Genomic DNA, 25,322 nt, shown 5'->3' with positions numbered 1-25,322 from the left:
GGAACTTCGGGCCGTCAGTCTCCCTGACGCTGCTGGGGAATCTGCCCCTGCAGCAGGGCCCGAACCTCCGACTCGCGGTAACGGCGGTGGCCGCCCAGGGTCCGGATGGCGCTGAGCTTGCCAGCCTTGGCCCACCGGGTCACCGTCTTCGGGTCGACACGGAACATCGACGCCACCTCGGCCGGTGTGAGTAGCGGCTCTGGTTCGTGCGTTCGCGATGCCATCGGGGTCACTCCTCCACATGTATAGACATCGGCCGGGGTCCCGCCGGCCGACGCGTCTCCCATGGTCCGGCTAGTCCCCGATGTCCGACATGGGCCGAACGGCTGAAGGTCCCTAGACGGACGGATGAAGCATGCCCGATTTTTACGACTTTTATGCCGCAGAAACTACCTTATTCGGACTCATGATCACGGTTCGTGATGCGTCAACTACGAGACACTCTCGTATCACGACCCCCGAAAGGGGGCAAACCGGGCGTCAGTTGCAGCGCTCCAGCAGCTGCACCGCACGCCAGCGCGCGACCAGCTTGTCGTAGGCCGCCGAGGCCTCCTCCGCCTCGCCCCGGGCCAGCCCGGCCAGCCCCTCCGCGACCAGCTCGGTCGAGTCGTCGTCCGCCAGCGTCTCGTCCGGCAACAGCTGCACCAGGCCGCCGTAGTCCAGCTCGACCACCGACCGCGGGTGGAACTCCTCCAACCAGCGGGCGGCCTCCTCGACCGCCTCGGTGATCGGCGCCTCCCCGACCGACTTGCGCAGCACCGACAGCGCCCGCGAGGAGCGGCGCCGCGCCTTGGAGATCTCCGTGCGGAAGCGCAGCGCGCGCCGCTCCGGCTCGGTGACCAGATGCCGCTCCCCGGCCTCGAACAGCACGAACCAGCGCAGCGGCACACCCCAGGTGGCGATCTGCTCGTGCACCCGGGGCACCCCGTGCTCCAGCACCCGGGCCCCGCTGCGCCAGTCCTCCACCACGGCCTTGGCCTGCCCGGCCAGCACCGGCGGCACGAACGCGTCGGCGAGCACCGACGGCACCCCGTCCCGCGCGCTCAGCGCCGCCTCGGCGACCCGGATGCGCAGGTTCCACGGGCAGACCAGCAGCGCCTCGTCGGTCTCCAGGACGTACGCCTCGTCCGGCAGGTCGGGCAGCCGGGTCCAGCCCGCGCCGAGCGCCTCGATCACCGCCGTCCGCTGCCGCACCGGCCCCTCCAGCGGGGCGATCGCCCGACCCTCGCTCACGTACCGGCGCCAGTACGACTGCCGGTCCCGGTCGAAGGCGGTCAACGGCTCGTACACGCGCAGGTATGAAGCGAAGAGCGACGGCACGGCGCGATCCTCCCACGAGACGGGACCCCCCGTCGCCGCCGTCACGCCGGCGGCGTGACGTGCGCGACAGTACGGTTCCGGCCGATATTAGGCTCAACGGCACCGGCACCATCCCGCCGGCGTGCCACCGAAGGTTCCGCACCCCACAAGGGCGCACACCGACACAGGAGTCAGCCATGGGCGTATTCGCCAGCACCGACGACCCGGTATCCACGGGTCACGAGCAGGTCGTGTTCTGCCAGGACAAGCAGTCCGGCCTGAAGGCGATCATCGGGATCTACTCCACCGCGCTGGGCCCCGCGCTCGGTGGCACCCGGTTCTACCCGTACGCCAGCGAGGCCGAGGCCCTCGCCGACGTGCTCGACCTCTCGCGGGGCATGGCGTACAAGAACGCCCTGGCCAACCTCGACCTCGGTGGCGGCAAGGCGGTCATCTGGGGTGACCCGGAGCAGATCAAGAGCGAGGCGCTGCTGCGCGCCTACGGCCGCTTCGTGGAGTCGCTGAACGGCCGCTACTACACCGCCTGCGACGTCGGCACCTACGTCGCCGACATGGACGTCATCGCCCGCGAGACCCGCTACGTCACCGGTCGCAGCGTGGAGCACGGCGGCGCCGGCGACTCGTCGATCCTCACCGCCTGGGGCGTCTTCCAGGGCATGCGGGCCGCCGCCGAGCACGTCTGGGGCAGCCCGACGCTCGCCGGCCGGCGGGTCGGTGTGGCCGGCCTGGGCAAGGTCGGCAAGTACCTCACCGCGCACCTGCTGTCCGACGGCGCCGAGGTCGTGGCGACGGACGTCAACCCGCGCGCCCGGGAGTGGGTGCGCACCACCCACCCGCAGGTCACCCTGGTGGACGACACCGCCGCCCTGGTCGCGTCCGACATCGACGTGTACGCCCCGTGCGCGCTGGGCGGCGCGCTGGACGACGAGACCGTGCCGGTGCTGCGGGCCAAGGTGGTCACCGGCGCGGCGAACAACCAGCTCGCCCACCCGGGCATCGAGAAGGTCCTCGCCGACCGGGGCATCCTCTACACCCCCGACTACGTGGTGAACGCCGGTGGCGTGATCCAGGTCGCGGACGAGATCGAGGGCTTCAACTTCGATCGGGCCAAGCTGCGCGCCACCCGGATCTTCGACACCACGCGGGAGATCCTGCGGCTCGCCGACGACGAGGGCGTCCCGCCGGCGGTCGCCGCGGACCGGCTCGCCGAGCGGCGGATGGCCGAGGTCGGCCGCCTGCGCACCATCCACCTGCGCTGAACGTCACCCGGGGGCGGGCCGCCGGCTCCGCCCCCGGGCACACGCCGGACCGGGTACGGCGTTAAGCTGACCCTCGGGATATTTCGTCCGGTTTGCGCACTGTCACGGCCGGCACCGGCCGACGCCCCTTACCCGGTACACTTTGTGACGGCTGGAACACTGCGACGCGCAGGGCCGGTCGACGGTGACCCGAGGTGCCGAACGGTGGCATCCCCATGTACCGTAAGAGCCACGAGAGATGCCTGACGTCATCGGGGCCCGCCTTCGGGCTGCCCCGCATTCTGTGCGAGGGGGTCGAGCCATGGGGCGCGGCCGTGCTAAGGCCAAGCAGACGAAGGTGGCCCGGGAGTTGAAGTACCACTCCCCGAACACCGACCTAACCGCCTTGCAGCGCGAACTGGCGGGTAGTGGTAAGTCTGAGCACAACTTCGACGACGACTACAAAGAGTATGTCGACGACGATGACGAGGACCACGCGGACGACGACCCGGACACCTGGGCCCGCCCGACCCGCTGACCTCCCATCACATCTGAGCACGCGGCAACCCCCGCGTGCTCACGCATGTGCTCTGCCGAGCCGGCGTACGACCGACGATCAGGGACCTGCCGCACCGGGGCGACCCCCGGCCGCACCGGCAGGTCCTTGATCGCGGAACCGTTCCCTCAGCGCGGTCGGTTGTTCCAGTTGTAGAACGTCGGGATGTTCTCGAAGTGGTTCCACGCGCACACCGCGCTGGCACCGTCGCCCCCCGACACCTCCGCCCGCAGCAGCCGCGCCGCCTCGGCCTCGTGGAGCAGCGCGGTCAGCCCCGCGGCCGCGTCCCGCACCCGGTCGGCGACCACGTCCCGGTCGTTGTCACTGGTGATCTCGGGCATGCTCCAACACTCCCTCCAATAGGCGGATCTTGCTGTTGCGGCAGTGCTCGGTCTCCGTGCCGTCGAACCGCCCCAGCTCGAAGTAGCGGTTGGCGGCGTGACCACCACCGCAGAACCCGAAGTAGGCGCAGGACGACCGGCACGCCTCCACCCCGGTGAGGAACTCACCGACCCAGGGCGTCCGCCCGGCGCCGGCGAGGATCTCGCTCAGCGGGGTGGTCAGCACGTTCCCGCTGCCGAAGTCGCCGTAGCGGGGGTCGCTGAAGCCGGCCAGCTCGGGGGAGAGCACCACCACCGAGCCGTCGTGGCCGACGGTCGGGATCGGGTCGAGGTGACGGGGCAACAGGTCGCCCGCCGTGCCGGCCAGGACCGCCCCCGCGTACCGCAGTGACCACTCCACCTCGCGCAGGTGGATCCGGGGATCCCGACGCCAGGCCGCGACCAGCTCGGCCCAGAAGCCGGTGACGTCGGCCGCGTCGCGGGCGTTCGTCCGGGTGTTGACGCCCTCGGTCTCCTCGATGTTGACGCCCAGCACCTCGCAGCCCAGGTCGAGGAAGTAGTCGTACAGCTCGGTCGCCAGCCCCGGCTCCGGCCGGGAAACCACCGCCAGCGCCGAGAAGGGCAGCCCGTGCCGACGCAGCGCCGCCACCCCGGCCACGATCCGGTCGTACGCCGGCCGCCCGCCCCGGGTGACCCGCTCGGCGTTGCGCGCCCGCGGGCCGTCCACGCTCACGCTCACCCGCACCCGGTGCTCGGCGAAGAACGCGCACCAGGCGTCGTCGACGAGGGTCGCGTTGGTCTGCACGTGGTGCTCGACGTCCGGCCCGAACGGGGCCAGCAGCGCGGCCAGGTGCTCCCGACCGGCCGCGAGCGGCTCCCCGCCGTGCCAGACCACGGAGAAGCGCCCCCCGGCCGACCAGGGGTTCACCGACGCCGCCACCGCCTCGGCCACCGCCACCGGCATCCGCCGGTCCGCCGCGCGCAGCGGCAGGTAGCAGTAGGCGCAGTCGAGGTTGCAGAGCGTGGTCGGCTGCATGACCACGTACGAGGGGACGGCGGCGATGCCCCGCATTCCCTCGGGCGTGCGCGCAGCCATCGACCCCTCCCCCGCGTGCCTGGAAACCGAACCTTCAGGCTAGGCGGCGGTGGCCGCTCGGGTGAACCCCCGATCAGGTGCCCGGCTGATCAGCGGAGCGTGATCATCCCCGGGTGTGCTGCCCGACCATCTGCACGTTGCCGGAGCCCTCGATGATCTCGCCGGCCTGCCAGGCCTCGACGCCACGGCCGGTCAGCGTGGCCAGCGCGCGGTCGGCGTCCTCGGCGGAGACGATCGCGAACATACCGACGCCCATGTTGAACGTCGCCTCCATCTCCGGGTCCTCGATCCGGCCCTTGGACTGGATCAGGTCGAAGATCGGCTGCGGCTTCCAGGTGGAGCGGTTGACCACCGCGTCGACGTGCTCCGGCAGGACCCGGACCAGGTTGCCCGGGATGCCGCCGCCGGTGACGTGGGCCAGGGCCCGCACCTCCGCCTCGGCGATCAGCTTCAGGCAGTCCTGCGCATAGATCTTGGTCGGGGTGAGCAGCTCCTCGCCCAGCGTGCGCTGGCGGCCGAAGTCGTCGATCACCACGTCCAGCCGCATCCGGCCGGCGCCCAGCAGCACGTGCCGGACCAGGGAGTAGCCGTTGGAGTGCAGACCGGAGGAGCGCATCGCGATCACCACGTCGCCCACCTCGACCCGCTCCGGGCTGAGGATGTCGCTCTCCTCCACCACGCCCACACCGGTGGCCGAGATGTCGTACTCGTCCGGGCGCAGCACGCCGGGGTGCTCGGCGGTCTCGCCGCCCAGCAGCGCGCAGCCGGCGTACCGGCAGCCGTCCGCGATGCCCGCGCCGATCTCGGCGACCTTGTCCGGCACGACCTCGCCGGTGGCGATGTAGTCGAGCAGGAACAGCGGCTCCGCGCCGCAGGCGACCAGGTCGTCGACGACCATGGCGACCAGGTCGATGCCGACCGTGTCGTGGATGTCGAGCTGCTGGGCGATCACCAGCTTGGTGCCCACGCCGTCGGTCGAGGAGGCGAGGATCGGGTTCTTGTATTTCTTGGTGTCCAGCCGGAACAGGCCGGCGAAGCCACCGAGGTCACCCATGACCTCCGGGCGCCGGGTCTCCCTGACCTTGGACTTGAGCAGCTCGACCGCGCGGTCGCCCGCCTCGATCGACACCCCGGCGTCGGCGTACGAGACCGAGCGTTTGCGCTGCGTCCGGCCGGACCCCGCCGTCCAGGGCTGGCGGTCGCCGCCGGCGCCCGACGGGCTGGATCCTGCGCCGCTGCGCTCGGACACGTGCGTCACGGTTCTCCCCTTTGTGGTTCCCGCGGGACCGGAGCGGCCGGACCCGCGTCGGTGGTGCTACGGGTGGTGGGTCGGTGTGGCGACGAGCGGGACGGTGGGCTCGGCCGCCTCGGCGGCGACCCGGCGGCCCACTCCCTCGAGCACGTGCTTGCCGATCAGGTTCCCGGCCGGCAGTTCGATCGGGTACTCCCCATCGAAGCACGCCCGGCAGAGCCGCGTCTTCGGCTGCTCGGTCGCGGCGATGAGACCGGGCAGGGACACGTAGCCCAGCGTGTCGGCGCCGATCGAGCGCCGGATGCCCTCGTTGTCCAGCCCGTTGGCCAGCAGTTCGGCCCGGGTGGCGAAGTCGATGCCGTAGAAACAGGGCCAGCTCACCGGCGGCGACGAGATCCGGACGTGGACCTCCAGCGCCCCCGCCTCGCGCAGCAGCCGGACGATGGCCCGCTGCGTGGTGCCCCGGACGATCGAGTCGTCCACCACGACCAACCGCTTGCCGCGCACGTTCTGCCGCAGCGGGTTCAGCTTGAGCCGGACACCGAGCGCGCGCAGCGTCTGCGAGGGCTGGATGAAGGTGCGCCCCACGTACGGGTTCTTCATCAGGCCCTGGCCGTAGGTGATGCCGGACTCCTCGGCGTAGCCGATGGCCGCCGGGGTGCCGGACTCCGGCACCGGGATCACCAGGTCGGCCTCGATCGGGTGCTCCTTGGCGAGCTGCCGGCCGATCTGCACCCGGGCGGCGTGCACGTTGCGGCCGGCGATGGTGGCGTCCGGCCGGGCGATGTACACGTACTCGAAGAGGCAGCCCTTCGGCTCCGGCGCGGCGAACCGGCTGGAGCGCAGCCCGTTCTCGTCGATCGCGATCAGCTCACCCGGCTCCACCTCGCGCACCACGCTCGCGCCGACGATGTCCAGCGCGGCGGTCTCGCTCGCCACCACCCAGCCGCGCTCCAGCCGGCCGAGGACCAGCGGGCGCACGCCGTGCGCGTCGCGCGCCGCGTAGAGCGTCGACTCGTCCATGAAGACGAAGCTGAACGCCCCCCGCAGCTGCGGCAGCACCTCCATCGCGGCCGCCTCGACCGAGAGGTCGGGCCGGCTGGCCAGCAGCATGGTGACCAGCGAGGTGTCGTTGGTCGAGCCGTCGGAGTCGACGCCCCGGGCGGACACCTCGCGTCGCAGCTCGGCGGTGTTGACCAGGTTGCCGTTGTGGGCCAGCGCGATCGTCGTGCCGGCGGTGGTGGCCCGGATCGTCGGCTGGGCGTTCTCCCAGGTCGAGCCGCCGGTGGTCGAGTAGCGCGCGTGCCCGATGGCGACGTGCCCGCGCAGGCTCGCCAGGGTCGGCTCGTCGAACACCTGGGCGACCAGCCCGAGGTCCTTGTAGACCACCACGCCGGAGCCGTCGCTGACCGCGATGCCCGCGGCCTCCTGACCCCGGTGCTGGAGGGCGTAGAGCCCGAAGTAGGTGAGGTTGGCGACCTCTTCCCCGGGCGCCCAGACACCGAAGACGCCGCACGCGTCCTGGGGGCCGGGTCGCTGGGGGTCAAGGTCGTGGCTCAGCCGGCCATCGCCTCGGGGCACCTGCCGCTCCCTCATGGTGGGGGTCTGGACTGGCCTGGCGGAGTCGGGGGGCAGCTCCGCACCGTGGGCCGGGACCGTCGTCGGGCACCAGTGTACGCGAACAGGAGTCGACACCGACAGTCACGAACCGTCCGCCGAGCGTGACGCCGAGCTGCCACGACGGCCCGGCTAAATCGGGAGGTACGCGGAGAGGTCGGCCCGGATCCCGGAGACCCGTACGCGACCCTCGGTGACCGCTTCCGCCCAGCCGAGGCGTCCGGTGGCCACCGCCAGCCAGGTCGCCGGGTCCATCTCCACCACGTTCGGCGGGGTGCCGCGGGTGTGTCGCGGACCGGTCACGCACTGCACCGCGCCGTAGGGTGGGACACGCACCTCCACCGATCGGCCGGGGGCACGCTCCGCAAGGGCGGCCAAGAGCGTCCGGACCGCCTCCCGGAGCACCGGCCGTTCGGGCGTACGCCCCTCGTCCAGCGCCGTCAGGGCGGCTGACACCACGTCGGAATAAGCGTGCGGAGAGGACACGACGGGACGATACGACCCGGCAGAAGGCCGCATGACGCCGGCCCTGGGTAGAGATGATCCGGTCAGACAAGGCATAGTTGCCGACGGCGTATTTCGTACCGTGAGTGATCAACCCGGCCGGAGCGGCCAGCGGGGAGATCAGACCCGGAAGGCGGTGGACGTGTCAACACACCGACGTGCCTGGAAGCATCGGGCCGGTGTGGTCGTAGCGCTGGTCTTCGGCGCCTTGCTCACCGTCCCCGCCACACCCGCCCTCGCGGCCAGCGTCAGCGTGTCGCCCGGATCGACCACGATCAACGCCGGCAGTGACGCCACGATCACCGTGACGGTGAATCCCGAGGGCACTGACACCAACGGCGACATCAGCCTGAGTGGTCTGCCCGCCGGGGTCAGCTGCACCAGCGGTTGCGGCGGCGTGGAGTTCAACCCTCCGGGTACCCCGAAGGTCCAACTCCTAACCCTCCGTGCGAACGACAACGCGGGCGATGCCAACGCCTCCGTCACGGTCCGGGTGCAAGGGGTGGGCCGGCCGGCCACCGCGAACTTCAACCTCACGGTCAAGGGCAAGGCCGCTCCGCCCTCGCCGCAGCAGCCGCAGACCGTGAAGACGGTCTCCGGCAAGGTGGTCAACTCCGACGGGGAGCCGATCTCCGGCGCGCTCGTCATGCTGCGCGACAGTTCCGGCAACCCGCGCCAGACGACCACGAACGGCAGCGGCAACTTCAGCTTCAGCGGCTCCGCCTCGAACCCGATCCTGCCCGGCCGGATCGACCTCGGCGCCTCCACCGACGGCGCCAGCCCGAGCGCCAAGTCGATCAACGCGGCCGCCGGCCAGTCCGTGACCGGACTCCGGCTCAGCATCGCGGTCAAGGCCTCGGCGAGCCCGAGCGCCACCCCGTCGGCCAGTGAGTCGGCCCTTCCGTCCGAGGAGCCGACCGAGGACGAGGTCACCGACACGCCGGCCACCGAGGCGCCCGCCGCCCAGCAGCCGACCGCGAACGAGGACTCCGGCGGCTTCAGCTCCTGGCTGCTGATCCTGCTCGGCGGCCTGTTCGTGGCCGTCGGCGTGGGCACCATCGTGCTGCTCTACATGCGGCGCAAGAACGACGACGGCGACGGCGACGGCGACGGCCCGGGTGGGCCGACCGGTCCCGGCGGTCCGGGTGGGGCCGCCATGGCCGGCGCGGTTCCCGCGGCCCGGGGCGCCTACCGGGGCGCCGACGACCAGACCCGCGTGGTCAACGGCATGGGCGCCGGGCCCGCTCCGACGGCGGTCGGCGGCGCGGCGATCAGCGACGCGCCGACCATGCTGCAGCGGCCGGTCGTGGACGACGTCCCGCCGGACCCGTACGGCGCGCCGCCCGGACCCGCGTACGGCGTCGGTGCGGGGCAGCGCGGCTACGGCTACGGCGACGAGGCGCCCGGGCAGGGCGGCTACGGCGGGGCGAACGGCTACGGCAACGCGCCCTCCTCGGGCGGCGGCTACGGCAACGGCCCGTCCTCCGGTGCCGGCTACGCCGCCGGCGCCGGGGCTTACCCCCCGGCCCAGGGCGGCGGCTACGGCAACGAGCGTTTCGACGAGCCCACCGGCCGCTACACCGGTGACAGCACCCAGTACGCGCCGCCGGCCGACCCGTACCCGACCAGCACCTACCAGCCGGAGCAGGGCCGGGGCTACGACCAGGCCGGCCCGGGTCAGTACGGCCGCGGCCCGGAGCAGGGCGACGGCTACGGTGGCGGTTACGGCGCCGCGTCGGGCGGCTACGACAACGGTCCGGCCGGCGGCTACGACAACGGCCGTCAGCAGGGCGGATACGGCGACGTTCCCACCGGCGGCTACACCGGCGCTCCGGGCGGCTACGGCGATGCTCCGGCGGGCGGTTACGGCGACGACCCGGGTTACGCCGGCCGACCGGCGGGCGGCTACGGGGCCGCCCCGGTGAGCGGTCACGGCGCCGCCCCGACCGGCGGTCACGGCACCGCCTCGGTGGGCGGCTACGGCGACAACCCGGCCGGCGGCTACGGCGACGCCCCGACCGGCGGTTACGACAACGCCTCCGTCGGCGGCTACGAGGGTGGCCGCGCCCCGGGCGGCTACGGTGACGCGCCGGCCGGTGGCTACGGCGACAACCCCGCCGGTGGCTACGGCGACAATCCGGGCGGCGGCTACGACGGTCGGCAGCAGGGCGGCTACGAGAGCGGCCCGGCCGGCGGCGGTTACGGCTCCGGCTACGACGGCGGCCACCAGCAGGGCGGCTACGACCAGCAGGGCGGTTACGACCAGCGCGGCGGTTACGGCGACGGCTACGGCCAGCAGGGCGGCTACGGCCAGGAGCCGCCGCAGCAGCGCGGTGGCGGCTACGACAACCAGGGCGGCTACCACAACGACCCGGCCCAGGCCGGTCGCGCCCGCCCGGACGGCGCGTCGGAGCGGGGCGGTCGACGCCTCGACTGGCTGGACGACTGACCCGCACCCCGCACGACCGACAGTGGCCGCCCGCTCCGCGGGCGGCCACTGTCGTCAATCCCGCTGCCGGGGCCCGACCAGTCGCCGATCTTGGAGTTGTGGCACCTACCAAACCGGGCCAGATCCGCCGTCCTGGGCACCACAACCCCAAGATCGACGGGAGCGCGGGGCGGGGCGAGCGGGCGCGGGGGTCAGGCGGGGGCGAAGAAGTTCTGGCGGAGCACCGGTACGACGTCGGAGACGCCGACCTCGGTGGCCACCGCGACGTCCCCGGCGAAGCCACCCTCGGCCAGCTCCCGGCCGGAGACGCAACCCCGGACCGCCGCCGGCACGTCCGGGGTGCTGGCCAGCGCGGCCAGCGCCATCGCCGCCTCCACCGAGAGTCCCCCGGGCACCCCGGCCAGGGCGTCCAGCACGCAGGCGGCCCCGAGCTGGTCCTCCACACAGGGGCGCAGTGACCCGTCGGGCCAGCGTTCCCCGGCGGCCACCACGCCGATCGGGGCGTCGTTCGTGCCGTACCCCTGATCGCGGAGCCACCGCCCGACGGCGCGCGCGTTGCGCAGGCATGCCGCGACCACCGGAATGCCGGTGGCGCTCGCCGCGGCGCTGATCGCCGAGCCGTTGGGCGACGGCAACACCAGGTCGGCGACGACCGGCGCGGTTTGCAGCGCTGCCGGGGAGAGCGACCACGGATGTTCCGCTGTCGTCCTTCGACGGCCCACCGCGGCGACCGCGCCGACCCGGCGGGCGTACTCGGCGGCCTGCTCGCCCCAGGGGAACGGGTGCACCCGCATGCCGCGGCTCACCGCCACCTCCACGGTGGTGGTGAACGAGAGCACGTCCACCACCACCAGGGCGGCGCAGACCCGGCCGAGTTCCGCGGCCCCGGTCAGTCCCCAGTCGAACCGGGCACCGGCGCCGGGTTGGGCGAAGACCGCCAGGGCCAGGGCCTCAGCGCTGGTCCGGCGCGGATCGCTGGCCCGGCTCATCGGAGGCCGTGTCGGTGTCGTCCGGCGTGGCCGCCGGGGCGACGCCCTCCGGGTCGTCCGTCGACGTGCGGTCGCCCTCGACGGTCGACCCGCCGTCGGTCGGGGACCCGGTAGCCGCCGTCACCTGCCGGGACGGGTCGTCCGCCGCGGCGGTCCCGGTCCCGCCCTCGGCCGGAGTCGACCCGCCCGGCGCGGTGTCGGCTCCCGTCGGGGCTTCCGCGCCCGGCGACGGGGCGGCCGTCTCCGGGCCGTGCTCGGCGATCGGCTCGGCGGCGACCTGCGCCGGGTCCACCCCGACCGGCTGCTCGGCGGTCGCCGGCAGCACGGTGGTGGTGCCGGTACGGGTCGCGGCCACCTCCACCCGGGGCGCCTCCGCGTCGCCGAAGAGGCGCGGCAGCGTGGCGGCGTGCGCCTCGCGCAGCTCGTCCAGGCCGATCCGGAACTGGCCGTGCACCTCCAGGACGCCGCCGGTCGGGTCGGTCACGCCGATGAACTCCCACGGCACCCCGCGCTCGGCGCAGAGGGCGGTGAACGCCTTCTCGTGACCGCGCGGCACCGACACCAGCACCCGGCCGGCGGACTCGCTGAACAGGAACACGAACGGCATCGAGCCGTCGGCGAAGTGCTCCGGGAGCGCGATCCGGGCTCCGACGCCCCGGCGCAGGCTCGACTCGACCAGGCTCTGCGCCAGGCCGCCGTCGGAGAGGTCGTGCGCCGAGCTGAGATGCCCGACCCGCGCCGCCTCGGCCAGCAACTCGGCGAGCTGCCGCTCGCGGGCCAGGTCGACCTGCGGCGGGATGCCGCCGAGGTGCTCGTGGGTCACCCAGGCCCACTCCGAGCCGGACAGCTCGACGTGCGTCTCGCCGAGCAGGAAGAGCTGGTCGTGGTCCCCGGCGGGCCGCGGCACGAAGCCCATCGGCACCCGCTCGGCGACGTCGTCCAGCACGCCCAGCACGCCGACCACCGGGGTCGGGTGGATGGCCGCCGCGCCGGTCTGGTTGTAGAAGCTGACGTTGCCGCCGGTGACCGGGATGCCCAGCTCCAGGCAACCGTCCGCCAGGCCGCGCACGGCCTCGGCGAACTGCCACATCACGCCCGGGTCCTCCGGCGAGCCGAAGTTCAGGCAGTTGGTCACCGCGATCGGCTTCGCGCCGGTCACCGCCACGTTCCGGTACGCCTCGGCGAGCGCCAGCTTCGTCCCCTGGTACGGGTCGAGGCGGGCGTACCGGCCGTTGCCGTCGACCGAGAGGGCGACGCCGAGGCCGCTGCGCTCGTCGATCCGGATCACGCCGGAGTCCTCCGGCTGGGCGAGCACGGTGTTGCCCAGCACGTAGCGGTCGTACTGCTCGGTCACCCAGGTCTTGTCGGCCAGGTTGGGCGACGCGATCATGCGCAGCACGGTCTCCCGCAGCGCGTCCGGGGTGCTCGGTCGGGGCAGCGTCTCGGCCCGGTCCGCCTGGAGCAGGATCAGGTCGGCCGGCTCCCGCATCGGCCGGGCGTAGACCGGACCGTCGTCGACCAGCGAGCCCGGCGGCACGTCGACCACGAGCTGGTCCCGCCAGGTGACGACCAGGCGGCCCGGCTGGCCGTCCGGCGACGGCGCGGTGACCTCGCCGATGGCGGTGGCCCAGACGCCCCACTTCTCGGCGGTCTTGAGCACCGCCTCCAGCTTCTCCGGCGTGACGACCAGCAGCATCCGCTCCTGGGACTCGCTGGCCAGGATCTCGTGCGGCTCCATCGAGGGCTCCCGCAGCGGGACCCGCTCCAGCCAGACCCGCATGCCGGTGCCGGCGGAGGCGGCGGTCTCGGTGAGGGCGCAGGTCAGGCCGGCGCCGCCGAGGTCCTGGATGCCGACGACCAGCTCGGCGTCGTACAGCTCCAGGCACGCCTCGATGAGCAGCTTCTCCATGAACGGGTCGCCCACCTGCACGGACGGGCGGCGCTGCTCGCTGCCCTCGTCGAAGGTGGCGCTGGCCAGCACGGACACGCCGCCGATGCCGTCGCGGCCGGTCTTGGCGCCCATCAGCACCACGACGTTGCCGGGGCCGGTGGCGTCCTTCTTCTGCAGCCGGTCGACCGGCAGCACGCCCAGGCAGAGCGCGTTGACCAGCGGGTTGCCCTGGTAGCAGGGGTCGAAGACCACCTCGCCGCCGATGTTGGGCAGGCCGAGGCAGTTGCCGTAGCCGCCGACACCGGCGACCACGCCGGGCAGCACCCGGGCGGTGTCCGGGTGGTCGGCCGCGCCGAAGCGCAGCGGGTCCATCACGGCCACCGGGCGGGCGCCCATGGCGAGGATGTCCCGGACGATGCCGCCGACGCCGGTCGCCGCGCCCTGGTAGGGCTCGACGAAGCTCGGGTGGTTGTGCGACTCGACCTTGAAGGTCACGGCCAGCTCGTCGGAGACCCGGACCACGCCGGCGTTCTCCCCGATGCCGGCCAGCAACCGGTCGCTCGGCGGCGCCTTCTCACCGAACTGGCGCAGGTGCACCTTGCTCGACTTGTAGGAGCAGTGCTCGCTCCACATGATCGAGTACATGGCCAGCTCGGCCTGGGTGGGGCGTCGGCCGAGGATGTGCCGGATCCGGTCGTACTCGTCGTCGCGGAGGCCCAGCTCGGCGTACGGCTGGAGCTCCTCCGGCGTGCCGGTGGCGCGGGGGACGGTGTCCACGCCGGGCGCCCAGTCGTCGGTCGGGCCGGCCTGGGGCACGACGCCCTGCTGCTCGCGCAGGGTCGGGTCCGGATGGGTGGTCATGACGTCTCCTCGTTGCGCTCGCCCGCGCTCACGCGGGCGCTCCCACCAGGTGCTTGAGCACCGAGGTGAAGAAGCCGAGACCGTCCAGCGAGGGGCCGGTGAGCGCCTCCACCGCGTGCTCGGGGTGCGGCATGATGCCGACCACGTTGCCGGCCTCGTTGGTGATCGCGGCGATGTCGCGCTGCGATCCGTTGGGGTTGCCGCCGACGTACCGGGCCACGACGCGGCCCTCGGCCTCCAGCCGGTCCAGCGTCGCCGGGTCGGCGACGTAGCAGCCCTCGCCGTTCTTGACCGGGATCAGCACCTCCTGCCCCGGCTGGAACGCGTTGGTCCAGGCGGTGCCGGTGGCCTCGATCCGGAGGACCTGGTCCCGGTTGCGGAAGTGCAGGTGCTGGTTGCGGGTGAGCGCGCCGGGCAGCAGGTGGGCCTCGCAGAGGATCTGGAAGCCGTTGCAGATGCCGAGCACCGGCAGGCCACCACGGGCGGCCTCGACGACCGTCTCCATCACCGGGGCGAACCGGGCGATGGCGCCGCAGCGCAGGTAGTCGCCGTAGGAGAAACCGCCGGGCAGGACGACGGCGTCCACCCCGTGCAGGTCCGGGTCGCCGTGCCAGAGTCGGACCGGCTCGGCGCCGGCGATCCGGACGGCCCGGGCCGCGTCCCCGTCGTCGAGCGAGCCGGGGAACGTCACCACACCGACCCGGGCGGTCACGAGTGCGCGCCCGCGGTCTCGTCGGCGTCCACCACGCGGACCGTGAAGTCCTCGATGACCGGGTTGGCGAGCAACTTGTCGGCGATCTCGCGGGCCCGGTCAAGGTCCGGTTCGCCGGTGAACTCGATCTCGATCCGCCTGCCGATCCGGACGGAGGCGACGTCACTGACGCCGAGCCGGGGCAGCGCGTTTGCGACGGCCTGGCCCTGCGGATCGAGGATCTCGGGCTTGAGCATGACGTCGACGACGACGCGAGGCACTGGGCACTCCTGACTGTGTACGCAGTTGGGTGCCGGCCCACAAACGGGCGAGCGCAGCCAGCCTACCTGGCAGATATCGCCCCGCCCGCACCGGCCGGGGACAGTTCGGGCGGTGATCGGCGGGACCGACCGCCCGGCCCGGAGACCGTTGCGCGTTCGTTGCGGCGTCGATACGGATTTGTTGCCCAACCTCATGGTCAACAGCCGTCCAGAACGCCGCTCACCAGGCATTTTGCCCTCAATGACGGGGTGGCGGGACCGGTTTCCGACAGCCGGTCCAACACGCCGTCGAGACCGGCCCAACCATCGGCACATCTCGATTCACGTCTTGTGACAGAGCCCGGCGCGCCCGTAGCATGCATCGTCAGACGTCGATGTCATTGATCGACGTACCTCGCCGGGCCACCCGCCCGGCGGGCCCCACCGGCCCGGCAACCCCGGGCGTCCGCGCCGAAGGAGCCCCCACATGCGCCTCCGTCCCCTGCTCGCCGTGCTGACCACCGCGCTGGCCGGCGTCCTGGCCACCGCGTCCGGCGCCGCCGCCGCACCGGCCGGGCCGCAGCCGATCATCGGCGGCGGCACCGTCTCGTCCGCCCCCTGGGCCGCGGCCGTCTTCAGCAACGGCTCGTTCACCTGCTCCGGCAGCGTGATCGCGTCCCAGTGGGTGCTCACCGCCCGGCACTGCGTCAGCGGCGCCATGTCGGTCCGGGTCGGCAGCGTCTACTACGCCTCCGGCGGCGTCACCCGCACGGTGAGCGCCTCCTACACCCGTTACGACCTGGCCCTGCTGCGGCTCTCCAGTTCGGTCAGCACCTCCACCGTGACGCTGGCCAGCAGCAACCCGCCGGTCGGCTCGACCAACTCGATCTACGGCTGGGGCATGACCTGCTACAGCGGCTGCGGCGCGTCGCCCCAGCTCAAGACCGCGAGCGTCAGGGTGACCAGCACCAGCGTCACCGACGCGTACGGCGGGCAGGCGATCCGGAGCACCAGGATCAACGGCAACGCCTGGCGGGGCGACTCGGGCGGCCCGCAGTTCTACAACGGGCGGCAGGTCGGGGTGGCCTCCACCGCCGACGGCTCCAGCATCCAGAACTACGGCAGTGTCGCGTACAACCGGTCCTGGATCACCTCGGTGGCCGGTGTCTGACCGATGACGCCGTTGCGGCGCGGATGGGTCGGGTGCCGCCCGACCGTCCGCGCCGCGCCGTTTTGCAGCATCCGGTCAGGTGAACACCTGTCGCGAACCACCCGGCCGGTGCCTGACAGCATCGGAACCGTGCTGGTCGTGACGACGGATCAACTGCCCGGCTACGAGATCCGCCAGATCCTCGGCGAAGTGGTCTCCTCCATGGCGAGGACCCGCAACCCGTACCGCGAGGGGGTCAAGAACCTGCGCGGCGGCGCCTACGACCCGATGGCGCCGGACAACCTCACCCGCTGGCGCACCGACTCGGTGGCCCGGCTGGGCGAGGAGGCGCAGCGGCTCGGCGCGAACGCGGTGATCGGGATGCGCTTCGACAGCCGCGACTGCGGCGAGATGTGGATGGAGATCTGCGCCTACGGCACGGCGGTGATCGTCGCGCCCAAGATGCCCGACGTCATGCCGCCGGACCAGCCGATGATCGCGGCCGAGACCGCCCACGACCCGGAGATCGCCTCCGCTCCCGGCGGCATCGCCGAACCCGCGAGCGCCCCCAACCTGAGTTCCGCCGCCGAAACCCCCACCGGCACCTGACCCACCCGTTTACCCCGTCGCCGTCAGAGGATGGGGGGTGGGGAGTAGGTGGCGGCCCGGGGGTGGGTTTCGACGATCTTGGTGATTCTTGCGGTCACCCTGGTGACCTGGTCGGGGGCGGCGCCGACGAAGGCGTTGCGGTCGGCGACCAGGGAGTCGATCTCGGACCGGGTCAGGCCCAGGCGGCCGTCGGCGGCGAGGCGGTCGAACAGGTCGTTCTCGGCCGCGCCCTTCTCCCGCATGGCCAGCGCCACGGCGACGGCGTGCTCCTTGATCACCTCGTGCGCCACCTCCCGGCCGACCCCCCGGCGTACGGCCGCCACCAGGATCTTCGTGGTGGCGAGGAACGGCAGGAACCGCTCCAGCTCCCGGTTGATCACCGCCGGGTACGGGCCGAACTCGTCCAGCACGGTGAGGAACGTCTGGAACAGGCCGTCGGCGGCGAAGAACGCATCCGGCAGCGCCACCCGGCGCACCACCGAGCAGGAGACGTCCCCCTCGTTCCACTGGTCACCGGCCAGCTCACCGACCATCGACAGGTAACCCCGGATGATCACCGCGAAGCCGTTGACCCGCTCCGACGAGCGGGTGTTCATCTTGTGCGGCATCGCGCTGGACCCGACCTGTCCCGGCTTGAAGCCCTCGGTGACCAGCTCCTGGCCCACCATCAGCCGGATCGTGGTGGCCAGCGACGACGGCGCGGCGGCCACCTGGGCCAGCGCGGAGAGCACGTCGAAGTCCAGCGAGCGCGGGTAGACCTGGCCGACGCTGTCCAGCACCCGGGCGAACCCGAGGTGCCCGGCCACCCGCTGCTCCAGCTCGGCGACCTTGCTGGCGTCGCCGTCGAAGAGGTCGAGCTGGTCGGCGGCGGTGCCCACCGGACCCTTGATCCCCCGCAGCGGGTAGCGGCCGATCAGGTCCTCCAACCGCTCGTACGCGATCAGCAACTCCTCCGCGGCCGACGCGAAGCGCTTGCCGAGCGTGGTGGCCTGCGCGGCGACGTTGTGCGACCGGCCGGTCATCACCAGCGCCGAGTATTCACCCGCGTGCCAGCCCAGCCGGGCCAGCGTGGCGACCACCCGGTCCCGGATCAGCTCCAGCGAGGCGCGGACCTGGAGCTGCTCGACGTTCTCGGTCAGGTCGCGGGAGGTCATCCCCTTGTGCACGTGCTCGTGCCCGGCGAGCGCGCTGAACTCCTCGATCCGGGCTTTCACGTCGTGCCGGGTGACCCGCTCGCGCGCCGCGATCGAGGCCAGGTCGACGTCGTCGACCACCCGCTCGTACGCCTCGACGACCCCGTCGGGCACCGGCACGCCGAGGTCACGCTGGGCCTTGAGCACCGCCAGCCAGAGCCGGCGCTCCATCCGGACCTTCTCCTCCGGCGACCAGAGGGCGACCAGCTCGGGTGAGGCGTACCGGTTGGCGAGCACGTTCGGGATCGTCGTCACGGCGCCCATTCTCTCGTACGGCTGGGCGGGACCAGCGTTGGCCCGCGCGGATCGGGCGCCCCAGCCAATCGCCGTCGGGCGCCCGATCCGCCGACTCAGGGCAGCACGCCCAGCAGGTCCGGGTGAGCGGCCAGCGCGACCACCTGGTCAAGCGTCAACGGCGGGGTCGCACCACCGGGCTTAACCCCGTAGGCCCACGCGCTGCGCGGTGTCCGCCCCGCGTTGCGTTCCGGGCGGTTGTTCAGCCGCACCTCGGTGAAGGTCCGGTCGGGCCGTTGCACGAACGCCATGTAGGTGACCACACCCTTGACCCGGGAGACCACCGTGACCTGCCGGTTCCCATCCGGCCGCGTGGTCTGGACGCAGTCGCCGTCGTGGCTGTGCTCCCGGTGCGGGTTGTTCCACAGCTTCCCGAGACTGGCGCAGCTCAGCTCGACGGTCCCGCGTTCCACGACCGCCTCGCCGTCGCCGGCGAGGCCGCCGCGGTCGATCACGAAGCCCAGGCCCCACATCCGGGGCTCCGGGTCGGCGGATCCGGTGTTCAGCCAGAAGTGGATCCGTCCGGTGGTCGACACGTCGGCCAGGGCCGAACCCAGCGCGGTCTGCACCGGGGCCTCGACGGTGTGGAACCAGTCCGAGCCGTCGCGCCGCGCCGCCGAAGGGCCGGCGCCGGCCGGGGGCCGATCGGACAGCTTGAGGGCGGGGTCCCTGGCGATCCGGGTCAACGTCTCACCCGTCACCCCTTTCGCCAGGCCGTAGGTGCGGACCGTGACCAGGGAGCCGTCCGGACGCAGCACCTCGGCCGTCTGGCCCTCTCCGGGCACCGGCCGGTCGTACGGGTGGTCCCACTTCGGCCCGAAGGAGATGACATCCCGCCGGACCCGGGCGCGCTCCCCCGAGGACCCGGTCGAGACCACACAGTTCTCCGCGGCCACCCCCCGGGTCGGGCAGGGTGTGCGCTTCTGCCACACCGCCGCGCCGTCCCGGTCGATGTCGATGTTGACCGAGACCCCCTTGCGATCGACCCGGAAGTTCACCAACGGGAGGCGGTAGAAGTCCCGGTTCGACCGGGTCGGAGGCCCGACCTCCACCCACACCGGATTCCGATCGACGCTGTCCGTGGAACCGGGCATCGTGATCCAGACCAGGTCGGGCACCGCACGTTCGATCGCCGTCCTAGCCGCCGCCTTGAGGCGGGCGACGTCCTCGGCCGTGCCGGGAACCGTGCTGACGACGGGCGCCGGCGAGCGGGTGACCGCCGGCGCGGGCCCCGAGTGGGGCTTCCCCGTCAGCGAGGTGGTGCCGACCAGCACGGCGGCCACCACCGCGGCGACCGCCGTCGTGCCGGCACCGATCCGCAGCCGCCGGGCCCGGCGCTGTCCGCCGATCACCCGGTCCACGTCCACGGTGGAAACCGGCGTCTCACCGATCAGGTCGTCGAACAACTGCCGGTACGTCATGACAGCTCCCCCCGGGTCGACGGGATGCCGGTCAGCAGCAGGCGCAACGCGTCCAGGCCCCGAGCCGCCTGGCTCTTCACCGTGCCGGCGCTGATGCCGAGGATGTGGGCGGTCTCGTCCACGGACAGGTCGCAGTAGTAGCGGAGCACCAGCACGGCACGGCGGCGGGGCGGCAGCTGACCGAGCAGGGCGAGCAGCATGTCGCGTTCGGCGAGTGTGGGCTCCGGCAGGATCATGTCGGCCGTCTCCGGCACCTCGTCGGTGCTGTGCTCGCGCCGCCAGGGTCGCCGCCGCTCGTCCAGCCACGCGTTGGTGAGCATCCCGCGCACGTACGCGTCGACGTTCTCCACGGCGCGGACCCGGCGCCAGTGCCGGTAGAGCTTGCCGATGGTGATGGAGACCAGGTCGTCGGCGGTGTGCCACTCGCGGCAGAGGAGGTACGCGGTGCGGCGCAACGATTCCATCCGGGCGGTGACGAACTGCCGGTACTCGTCTTCCTCGGCCCGGTTCACGTCCCGAAGCCCCTCGTTCGCCTCATGCCCAGGTGACGGAGCACGCCCCCGTCCGGGTTGCTCAGGAGGTGGAATGCTCGGCGAGGATGTGGAACAGGGCGGCGGTCGCCTCCGCCTCGGTGGCGTACCGCCGCCACAGCTTGTACCGGCCGCGTTCGTAGGGGCCGATCTCCCAGCCGCCGTCGCCGGGCCGGAGGAACCAGAAGTCGGGCGGGACCGGCTGGTGCTCGTGCGCGTCCGCCAGCTGGAAGGCGTCGGGGGACACCCCCGCGGCCAGCAGCGCGGCGCGCAACTCGTACCGGTCCACGCCCGACCTCCGATCGGTTCAGCAGATCTGCGACGACTGCGCCCACCCGGTCGGGTCGGTGCAGAGGCCGTCCAGATACTCCTCCACGAGGAACCCGTGGTCGATCAGCCACTGCACGGTCACCGGGTCCGACGCCTGCGGGAAGTAGGCCTGGTTCAGCTCGAACTGGGTGCCCATGCCGGGCTGGGCGAACCACGGCGCGATCGGCCCGGAGTCCACCGGGAACGGCTTGACCACGCAGTACGTGTGGTAGTTGGCCAGCGGGGCGGCCGGCGTGGTGGCCGGCGGCGTCGGTGGGGTGTTCAGGCTCTGCGGCGCCAGCGAGCGCGAGCTGAACGGGGTGCCGAGCGGTGCCAGGAAGGCGCCGGTCGGGTTGCCGAAGCGGTCCACCCGGTAGCCGGGGAGCAGGACCTGCCGGGTCTTGACCGGCGCACCGTGCGGGTCCAGGACGAAGCCGTCCTCCGGCGGGAAGAGCAGGGTGGTGGGTCCGCTGGTCCAGTTCTTCAGCCATTCCGTCTCGGTCTGGGCGCCGAGCCGCTGGTAGCCGGCGAGCAGTGGACCGACCGGCGAGGCGGTGGGCAGGCTGGCCGGCCCGAGGAGCCGGTTGTTGTCGTAGAACTGGGTGGTCTGTGGCGCCGTCGGCGGCAGCCCGGGCGAGCAGAGGCTCGGGCCGACCGGGCCGGGCTGCGGACCGGCGGTCCGCTCGTCGACCACGGTGGCCTGGGCCAGCGCTGCCGAGGGCCCGAGGGCGGACAGCGCCGGCCCGGGTGCCAGCGTCAGGGCCGCGCCGGACAGCGCGGCCAGCAACCAGCGGCGAGTTTTCACGATGAACCTCCCGATGAGGATTGGTTGCTCCCATCGTGAGGTTCATTCGCGCCTTATGTGAGCTTTAGTCCGCTTTACCACCCGCCGGGCTGACGGTCGCCCGGTCAGCGCTCCAGGATGGCGGTCACGCCCTGCCCGCCGGCCGCACAGATGGAGATCAGGCCGCGCCCGCCCCCCTTGGCGTCGAGCAGCTTGGCCAGCGTGGCGACGATCCGGCCGCCGGTGGCGGCGAACGGGTGCCCGGCGGCCAGCGACGAGCCGTTGACGTTGAGCCTGTCCCGGTCGATCGAGCCGAGCGGCGCGTCCAGGCCGAGGCGCTCCTTGCAGAACTCCGGCGACTCCCAGGCCGCCAGCGTGGCCAGCACCTGCGACGCGAACGCCTCGTGGATCTCGTAGAAGTCGAAGTCCTGAAGCGTCAGCCCGGCCCGGGACAGCATCCGGGGCACCGCGTACGCGGGGGCCATCAGCAGCCCCTCGTCGCCGTGCACGAAGTCGACGGCGGCCGTCTCGGACCAGGAGAACCAGGCCAGCACCGGCAGGTTGTGCTCCCGCGCCCACTCCTCCGAGGCGAGCAGCACGGTCGACGCGCCGTCGGTGAGCGGGGACGAGTTGCCGGCGGTCATGGTGGCCCGCTCGGCGTCCGGGCCCGTGGCGCCGAAGACCGGCTTGAGCGAGCCGAGCTTCTCCGCGCTGGTGTCCGCGCGGAGGTTCTGGTCGCGGGTCAACCCCAGGTAGGGGGTCATCAGGTCGTCGAAGAACCCCTTGTCGTACGCGGCCGCGAGCCGCTGGTGCGAGCGGAGCGCCAACTCGTCCTGTGCGGCCCGGTCGATGTTCCAGCGCAGCGCGGTGCGCGCGGCGTGCTCGCCCATGGACAGCCCGGTACGCGGCTCGGCGTTACGCGGAATCTCCGGCTTGAACGGCTGGAGCGGGCGCAGCTTCGCCGCGATCCTGAGCCGTTCGCCGAGGGTCCTGGCCGAGTTGAGCTGGATCAGCGTGCGGCGCATGTCCTCGTTGACCGCGAGCGGCGCGTCGGAGGTCGTGTCGACGCCACCGGCGATGCCGGCGTCGATCTGCCCGAGGGCGATCTTGTTGGCGACCAGGATGGCCGCCTCCAGACCGGTGCCGCAGGCCTGCTGGACGTCGTACGCCGGGGTGTGCGGGTCGAGGCGGGAGCCGAGCACCACCTCCCGGGTGAGGTTGAAGTCCCGGGAGTGCTTGAGCACCGCGCCGGCCACCACCTCGCCGAGCCGTTCGCCGGCCAGCCCGAACCGGGCGACCAGCCCGTCGAGCGCCGCGCCCAGCATGTCCGCGTTCGACGCGTGCGCGTAGCGCGAGTTGGACCGGGCGAAGGGGATGCGGTTGCCGCCGATCACCGCGACCCGCCGGACACTCTGCACGATCGGCCTCCTCGAAGCTGTTGCCCGAACCCTACTCGCCAGTAGGCTACGCCTATGACCGACAGGTACGCGAGCTTCGTCCAGACGGGGGCCGGTCGCGCGCTGGTCAAGCGCCTCGGGCTGCCCGACCCGCCCCGACTGCGCCGGCACACGCCGGGCGACCCGCTCGTTCCCGGGCCGGTCCTGCTCGGCTCCTCGACCGGCGGCCGGCTCGCCGAGCCGGCCGGCAAGATCCTGGCCACCGCCGGGGTCGAGCTGTCCGACCCGGCCGCCACCACCGCCGACAGCCGTTGCGCCGCCCTGGTGTACGACGCCAGCGGCATCACCGACTCCGCCGAGCTGCGCCAGCTCTACGACTTCTTCCACCCGCAGGCCCGGTCGGTGCTGCCCAGCGGCCGGGTGATCGTGCTGGGCACGCCGCCGGCCGAGTGCGGCTCACCCCGGGAGGCGACCGCCCAGCGCGCCCTGGAGGGGCTGACCCGCAGCATCGGCAAGGAGTTCGGCCGGGGCGTCACCGCCCAGCTCGTGTACGTCACCCGCGACGGCGACGCCGGCACCCCGGTGAGCCTGGAGTCCACGCTGCGCTTCCTGCTCTCCGGCCGCTCCGCGTACGTCTCGGGCCAGGTGATCCGGGTCGGCGCCGGCGCCGCCGCCGCGCCGGCCGACTGGGACCGCCCGCTGGACGGGCAGGTGGTGCTGGTGACCGGCGCGGCCCGGGGCATCGGCGCGGCGCTGGCGACGGTGCTCGCCCGGGACGGCGCGCAGGTGGTGGCGCTGGACATCCCGGCGGCCGGCGACGAGCTGGCGGCGGTGGCCAACGGGATCGGCGGCAGCGCGGTGCAGCTCGACCTGACCGCGGCGGACGCGCCGGCCCGGCTGGCCGAGCACCTGGCGTCCCGGCACGGCCGGGTCGACGTGGTGGTGCACAACGCCGGCATCACCCGGGACAAGACGCTCGGCCGGATGGACGCCGACCGGTGGGACTCGGTGATCGACGTGAACCTGTCCAGCCAGGAGCGGATCAACGACGTGCTGCTGGAGCGCGACCTGATCCCGGCCGGCGGGCGGATCGTCTCGGTCTCCTCGATCGCCGGGATCGCCGGCAACCGGGGGCAGACCAACTACGCGACCAGCAAGGCCGGCGTGATCGGCCTGGTCGACTCGCTCTCCCCGGTGCTGCGCGAGCGCGGGATCAGCCTGAACGCGGTCGCGCCCGGGTTCATCGAGACCCGGCTGACCGCGCGCATCCCGCTGATGCTGCGCGAGGCGGGGCGGCGGATGAACAGCCTGGCCCAGGGCGGCCTGCCGGCGGACGTGGCCGAGACGATCGGCTGGCTCTCCTGGCCGGCGACCGGCGCGGTCAGCGGCAACGTGGTCCGGGTCTGCGGCCAGAGCCTGCTGGGGGCGTGATGGCGACCAGCGACCGGGAGCCGGACGACCTCACCCTGCACGACCTGATCGAGGGCCCCACCCAGGACCTCACCTCCGCCCGGGCGGCCCTGGCCGCCCGCGCCACCCCACCGGTCGAGGCGACCCAGGACCTCTCCGCGCTCGTCCCACCCCGCCCCGTCGATCATGAGGTTGACGGCACTTCCGGAGATCCACGACGCCGCCAACTTCATGATCGACCGGGTGGGGGGCCGGGTGGGCGGCGGCGGGTGGACCTGCCCCGGCTGCCGGCGGCGGGGGCGCTCTATCGGCGGGCCCTGCTGGGGGCGCTGCCCGGCATGGGCGGGCGGCGGGGGCGGGAGTTGCCCGCTCTGGAGCTGAGTGTGGCCGGGGTGACGGTGGACCGGGCGCACCTGGCCGACTACGACCGGGTCTGCGGGTTCCGGCTGGCCGACCGGCTGCCGGCGACGTACCTGCACGTGCTCGGGTTCCCGCTGTCGCTGCGTCTGATGACCGCCGCCGACTTCCCGATCCCGCTCACCGGCGTGGTGCACGTGGCCAACCGGATCACCGTCGCCCGGCCGGTCCAGGTGGGCGAGAGCGTCGACTTCCGCACGTACGCGGAGAACCTGCGCCCGCACGAACGCGGCCGGCAGCTCGACGTGGTGCTGGTCGGCTCGGTCGGCGGTGAGGAGGTCTGGCGGGGCGTGTCGACGTACCTCGGGAAGGAGCGCGCGGCCGGCGGCGGCCCGCGGCGCGACCGGGGCGACCGACCCGCGCCGCCGGCCTTCTCCGCGCAGTGGCGGGTGACGCCCCGGGTCGGCACGGACTACGCGCGCGTCTCCGGCGACCACAACCCGATCCACACCTCGAAGCTGGGCGCGCGACTGTTCGGCTTCCCGGGTCCGATCGCGCACGGCATGTGGAGCAAGGCCCGCTGCCTGTCCGCGCTGGAGAGTCGACTACCCGAGGCGTACACCGTGGACGTGGCGTTCAAGCTGCCGGTGCCGCTGCCGTCCACCGTGGCGTTCGGTGCCACCAGCGACGGCGCGGGCTGGGACTTCGGGCTGCACGGCGCGCGGGACGGACGGCCGCACCTGGTCGGCACCGTCCGCTGAGGAAGGAGGGGGCTTGTCGGCCCCCTCTTTCGTGCGCTAAGT

At 72.8% G+C, this 25,322-nt stretch carries 24 protein-coding genes; 7 read left to right on the top strand and 17 right to left on the bottom strand.

Annotated features, from left to right (window positions below; genetic code table 11):
• Positions 1-14: 14 nt before the first annotated feature.
• Together O7600_RS19615 and O7600_RS19610 are read right to left on the bottom strand one after the other, a co-directional pair.
• Entirely contained in the window at positions 15-224 is a 210-nt protein-coding gene (locus O7600_RS19615) for a BldC family transcriptional regulator (protein ID WP_007073996.1), read from the bottom strand.
• 256 nt (positions 225-480) lie between these two features.
• Positions 481-1,320, bottom strand: a complete 840-nt coding sequence (locus O7600_RS19610) for a hypothetical protein (protein ID WP_281589392.1) — start codon at positions 1,318-1,320, stop codon at positions 481-483.
• A 176-nt stretch (positions 1,321-1,496) separates the two neighbouring features.
• Here O7600_RS19610 and O7600_RS19605 point away from each other — a divergent pair, with 176 nt between their 5' ends.
• Together O7600_RS19605 and O7600_RS19600 are read left to right on the top strand one after the other, a co-directional pair.
• The gene (locus O7600_RS19605; protein ID WP_281589390.1) at positions 1,497-2,579 is read left to right on the top strand and encodes a Glu/Leu/Phe/Val dehydrogenase dimerization domain-containing protein; all 1,083 of its coding nucleotides are present in this window, start codon (positions 1,497-1,499) and stop codon (positions 2,577-2,579) included.
• A gap of 301 nt (positions 2,580-2,880) precedes the next feature.
• Positions 2,881-3,096, top strand: a complete 216-nt coding sequence (locus tag O7600_RS19600) for a DUF3073 domain-containing protein (RefSeq protein ID WP_013283429.1) — start codon at positions 2,881-2,883, stop codon at positions 3,094-3,096.
• Positions 3,097-3,242: 146 nt separating this feature from the next.
• Here O7600_RS19600 and amcA read toward each other — a convergent pair whose 3' ends face one another.
• The 5 genes from amcA to O7600_RS19575 all read right to left on the bottom strand — a co-directional run bounded on the left by amcA (position 3,243) and on the right by O7600_RS19575 (position 7,876).
• Positions 3,243-3,455 carry a multiple cyclophane-containing RiPP AmcA gene (gene amcA, locus O7600_RS19595; RefSeq protein WP_281589388.1) on the bottom strand — a complete coding sequence of 71 codons (213 nt, stop codon included), beginning with the start codon at positions 3,453-3,455 and terminating at the stop codon, positions 3,243-3,245.
• Complete coding sequence (gene amcB / locus O7600_RS19590) at positions 3,436-4,527, bottom strand: cyclophane-forming radical SAM peptide maturase AmcB (RefSeq protein ID WP_281594207.1); 1,092 nt, start codon at positions 4,525-4,527, stop codon at positions 3,436-3,438. Before amcB ends, amcA begins: the two co-directional genes overlap by 20 nt.
• Positions 4,528-4,654: 127 nt before the next feature.
• On the bottom strand, positions 4,655-5,809 hold the full coding sequence (gene purM, locus O7600_RS19585) for a phosphoribosylformylglycinamidine cyclo-ligase (RefSeq protein ID WP_281589386.1): 1,155 nt from the start codon (positions 5,807-5,809) through the stop codon (positions 4,655-4,657).
• 57 nt (positions 5,810-5,866) lie between these two features.
• On the bottom strand, positions 5,867-7,384 hold the full coding sequence (gene purF / locus O7600_RS19580) for an amidophosphoribosyltransferase (RefSeq protein ID WP_281589384.1): 1,518 nt from the start codon (positions 7,382-7,384) through the stop codon (positions 5,867-5,869).
• Positions 7,385-7,552: 168 nt separating this feature from the next.
• The gene (locus tag O7600_RS19575; RefSeq protein ID WP_091576717.1) at positions 7,553-7,876 is read right to left on the bottom strand and encodes a sterol carrier family protein; all 324 of its coding nucleotides are present in this window, start codon (positions 7,874-7,876) and stop codon (positions 7,553-7,555) included.
• Between the two features lie 229 nt (positions 7,877-8,105).
• On the opposite strand from O7600_RS19575, the gene O7600_RS19570 reads away from it, so the two are divergent.
• On the top strand, positions 8,106-10,373 hold the full coding sequence (locus O7600_RS19570) for a carboxypeptidase regulatory-like domain-containing protein (protein ID WP_281589382.1): 2,268 nt from the start codon (positions 8,106-8,108) through the stop codon (positions 10,371-10,373).
• Positions 10,374-10,564: 191 nt separating this feature from the next.
• Here the strand turns inward: O7600_RS19570 and O7600_RS19565 are convergent, their stop codons facing one another.
• The 4 genes from O7600_RS19565 to purS are packed head-to-tail and all read right to left on the bottom strand — an operon-like array spanning position 10,565 to position 15,086.
• The gene (locus O7600_RS19565) at positions 10,565-11,362 is read right to left on the bottom strand and encodes a 2-phosphosulfolactate phosphatase (protein WP_176558749.1); all 798 of its coding nucleotides are present in this window, start codon (positions 11,360-11,362) and stop codon (positions 10,565-10,567) included.
• Positions 11,325-14,114: a phosphoribosylformylglycinamidine synthase subunit PurL gene (purL, locus tag O7600_RS19560; RefSeq protein ID WP_281589379.1), complete on the bottom strand. Its 2,790-nt coding sequence runs from the start codon at positions 14,112-14,114 to the stop codon at positions 11,325-11,327. The genes O7600_RS19565 and purL overlap by 38 nt, the downstream gene beginning before the upstream one ends.
• 28 nt (positions 14,115-14,142) lie before the next feature.
• The gene (gene purQ, locus O7600_RS19555) at positions 14,143-14,826 is read right to left on the bottom strand and encodes a phosphoribosylformylglycinamidine synthase subunit PurQ (RefSeq protein ID WP_091565722.1); all 684 of its coding nucleotides are present in this window, start codon (positions 14,824-14,826) and stop codon (positions 14,143-14,145) included.
• On the bottom strand, positions 14,823-15,086 hold the full coding sequence (purS, locus tag O7600_RS19550) for a phosphoribosylformylglycinamidine synthase subunit PurS (protein WP_091565725.1): 264 nt from the start codon (positions 15,084-15,086) through the stop codon (positions 14,823-14,825). Before purS ends, purQ begins: the two co-directional genes overlap by 4 nt.
• A 466-nt stretch (positions 15,087-15,552) precedes the next feature.
• Here purS and O7600_RS19545 point away from each other — a divergent pair, with 466 nt between their 5' ends.
• Together O7600_RS19545 and O7600_RS19540 are read left to right on the top strand one after the other, a co-directional pair.
• Positions 15,553-16,236 carry a DUF1986 domain-containing protein gene (locus tag O7600_RS19545; RefSeq protein WP_281589375.1) on the top strand — a complete coding sequence of 228 codons (684 nt, stop codon included), beginning with the start codon at positions 15,553-15,555 and terminating at the stop codon, positions 16,234-16,236.
• Positions 16,237-16,239: 3 nt separating this feature from the next.
• Positions 16,240-16,824 carry a YbjQ family protein gene (locus O7600_RS19540; RefSeq protein WP_281589373.1) on the top strand — a complete coding sequence of 195 codons (585 nt, stop codon included), beginning with the start codon at positions 16,240-16,242 and terminating at the stop codon, positions 16,822-16,824.
• 23 nt (positions 16,825-16,847) lie between these two features.
• On the opposite strand, the gene purB is transcribed toward O7600_RS19540, so the two are convergent.
• The 6 genes from purB to O7600_RS19510 form a co-directional block, all read right to left on the bottom strand.
• Positions 16,848-18,272, bottom strand: a complete 1,425-nt coding sequence (gene purB, locus O7600_RS19535; RefSeq protein WP_281589371.1) for an adenylosuccinate lyase — start codon at positions 18,270-18,272, stop codon at positions 16,848-16,850.
• 95 nt (positions 18,273-18,367) lie between these two features.
• The gene (locus tag O7600_RS19530) at positions 18,368-19,732 is read right to left on the bottom strand and encodes a hypothetical protein (RefSeq protein ID WP_281589369.1); all 1,365 of its coding nucleotides are present in this window, start codon (positions 19,730-19,732) and stop codon (positions 18,368-18,370) included.
• Positions 19,729-20,244, bottom strand: coding sequence for a SigE family RNA polymerase sigma factor (locus tag O7600_RS19525; RefSeq protein WP_281589367.1), 516 nt, complete (start codon positions 20,242-20,244; stop codon positions 19,729-19,731). The genes O7600_RS19530 and O7600_RS19525 overlap by 4 nt, the downstream gene beginning before the upstream one ends.
• Positions 20,245-20,305: 61 nt before the next feature.
• Positions 20,306-20,551, bottom strand: coding sequence for a hypothetical protein (locus O7600_RS19520; RefSeq protein ID WP_281589365.1), 246 nt, complete (start codon positions 20,549-20,551; stop codon positions 20,306-20,308).
• A gap of 18 nt (positions 20,552-20,569) precedes the next feature.
• Positions 20,570-21,376, bottom strand: coding sequence for a TNT domain-containing protein (locus O7600_RS19515; RefSeq protein ID WP_281589363.1), 807 nt, complete (start codon positions 21,374-21,376; stop codon positions 20,570-20,572).
• Between the two features lie 104 nt (positions 21,377-21,480).
• A complete protein-coding gene (locus O7600_RS19510; protein ID WP_281589361.1) occupies positions 21,481-22,773 on the bottom strand; it encodes an acetyl-CoA C-acetyltransferase in 1,293 nt (430 codons plus the stop codon).
• Positions 22,774-22,827: 54 nt separating this feature from the next.
• Between O7600_RS19510 and O7600_RS19505 the strand changes: the two genes are divergently transcribed.
• The gene (locus O7600_RS19505; protein ID WP_281589359.1) at positions 22,828-24,183 is read left to right on the top strand and encodes a 3-oxoacyl-ACP reductase; all 1,356 of its coding nucleotides are present in this window, start codon (positions 22,828-22,830) and stop codon (positions 24,181-24,183) included.
• Positions 24,183-25,280, top strand: a complete 1,098-nt coding sequence (locus O7600_RS19500; RefSeq protein WP_281594206.1) for a MaoC/PaaZ C-terminal domain-containing protein — start codon at positions 24,183-24,185, stop codon at positions 25,278-25,280. The genes O7600_RS19505 and O7600_RS19500 overlap by 1 nt, the downstream gene beginning before the upstream one ends.
• Positions 25,281-25,322 lie beyond the last annotated feature (42 nt).

Origin of the sequence: Micromonospora sp. WMMA1998, assembly GCF_027497375.1 — a bacterium.
Lineage (GTDB): Bacteria > Actinomycetota > Actinomycetes > Mycobacteriales > Micromonosporaceae > Micromonospora > Micromonospora sediminicola.
The sequence above is the reverse complement of the archived record's forward strand: the minus strand, read 5'-3'. Positions and strand labels throughout refer to the sequence as shown.

Coding starts and splice junctions, on each gene's coding strand:
- O7600_RS19605 (WP_281589390.1), top strand. CDS start 1,497: ATGGGCGTATTCGCCAGCACCGACGACCCGGTATCCACGGGTCACGAG.
- O7600_RS19545 (WP_281589375.1), top strand. CDS start 15,553: ATGCGCCTCCGTCCCCTGCTCGCCGTGCTGACCACCGCGCTGGCCGGC.
- purL (WP_281589379.1), bottom strand. CDS start 14,114: ATGACCACCCATCCGGACCCGACCCTGCGCGAGCAGCAGGGCGTCGTG.
- O7600_RS19505 (WP_281589359.1), top strand. CDS start 22,828: ATGACCGACAGGTACGCGAGCTTCGTCCAGACGGGGGCCGGTCGCGCG.
- O7600_RS19600 (WP_013283429.1), top strand. CDS start 2,881: ATGGGGCGCGGCCGTGCTAAGGCCAAGCAGACGAAGGTGGCCCGGGAG.
- O7600_RS19540 (WP_281589373.1), top strand. CDS start 16,240: ATGACGCCGTTGCGGCGCGGATGGGTCGGGTGCCGCCCGACCGTCCGC.
- O7600_RS19565 (WP_176558749.1), bottom strand. CDS start 11,362: ATGAGCCGGGCCAGCGATCCGCGCCGGACCAGCGCTGAGGCCCTGGCC.
- O7600_RS19615 (WP_007073996.1), bottom strand. CDS start 224: ATGGCATCGCGAACGCACGAACCAGAGCCGCTACTCACACCGGCCGAG.
- O7600_RS19500 (WP_281594206.1), top strand. CDS start 24,183: ATGGCGACCAGCGACCGGGAGCCGGACGACCTCACCCTGCACGACCTG.
- O7600_RS19530 (WP_281589369.1), bottom strand. CDS start 19,732: ATGACGTACCGGCAGTTGTTCGACGACCTGATCGGTGAGACGCCGGTT.
- amcB (WP_281594207.1), bottom strand. CDS start 4,527: ATGCGGGGCATCGCCGCCGTCCCCTCGTACGTGGTCATGCAGCCGACC.
- amcA (WP_281589388.1), bottom strand. CDS start 3,455: ATGCCCGAGATCACCAGTGACAACGACCGGGACGTGGTCGCCGACCGG.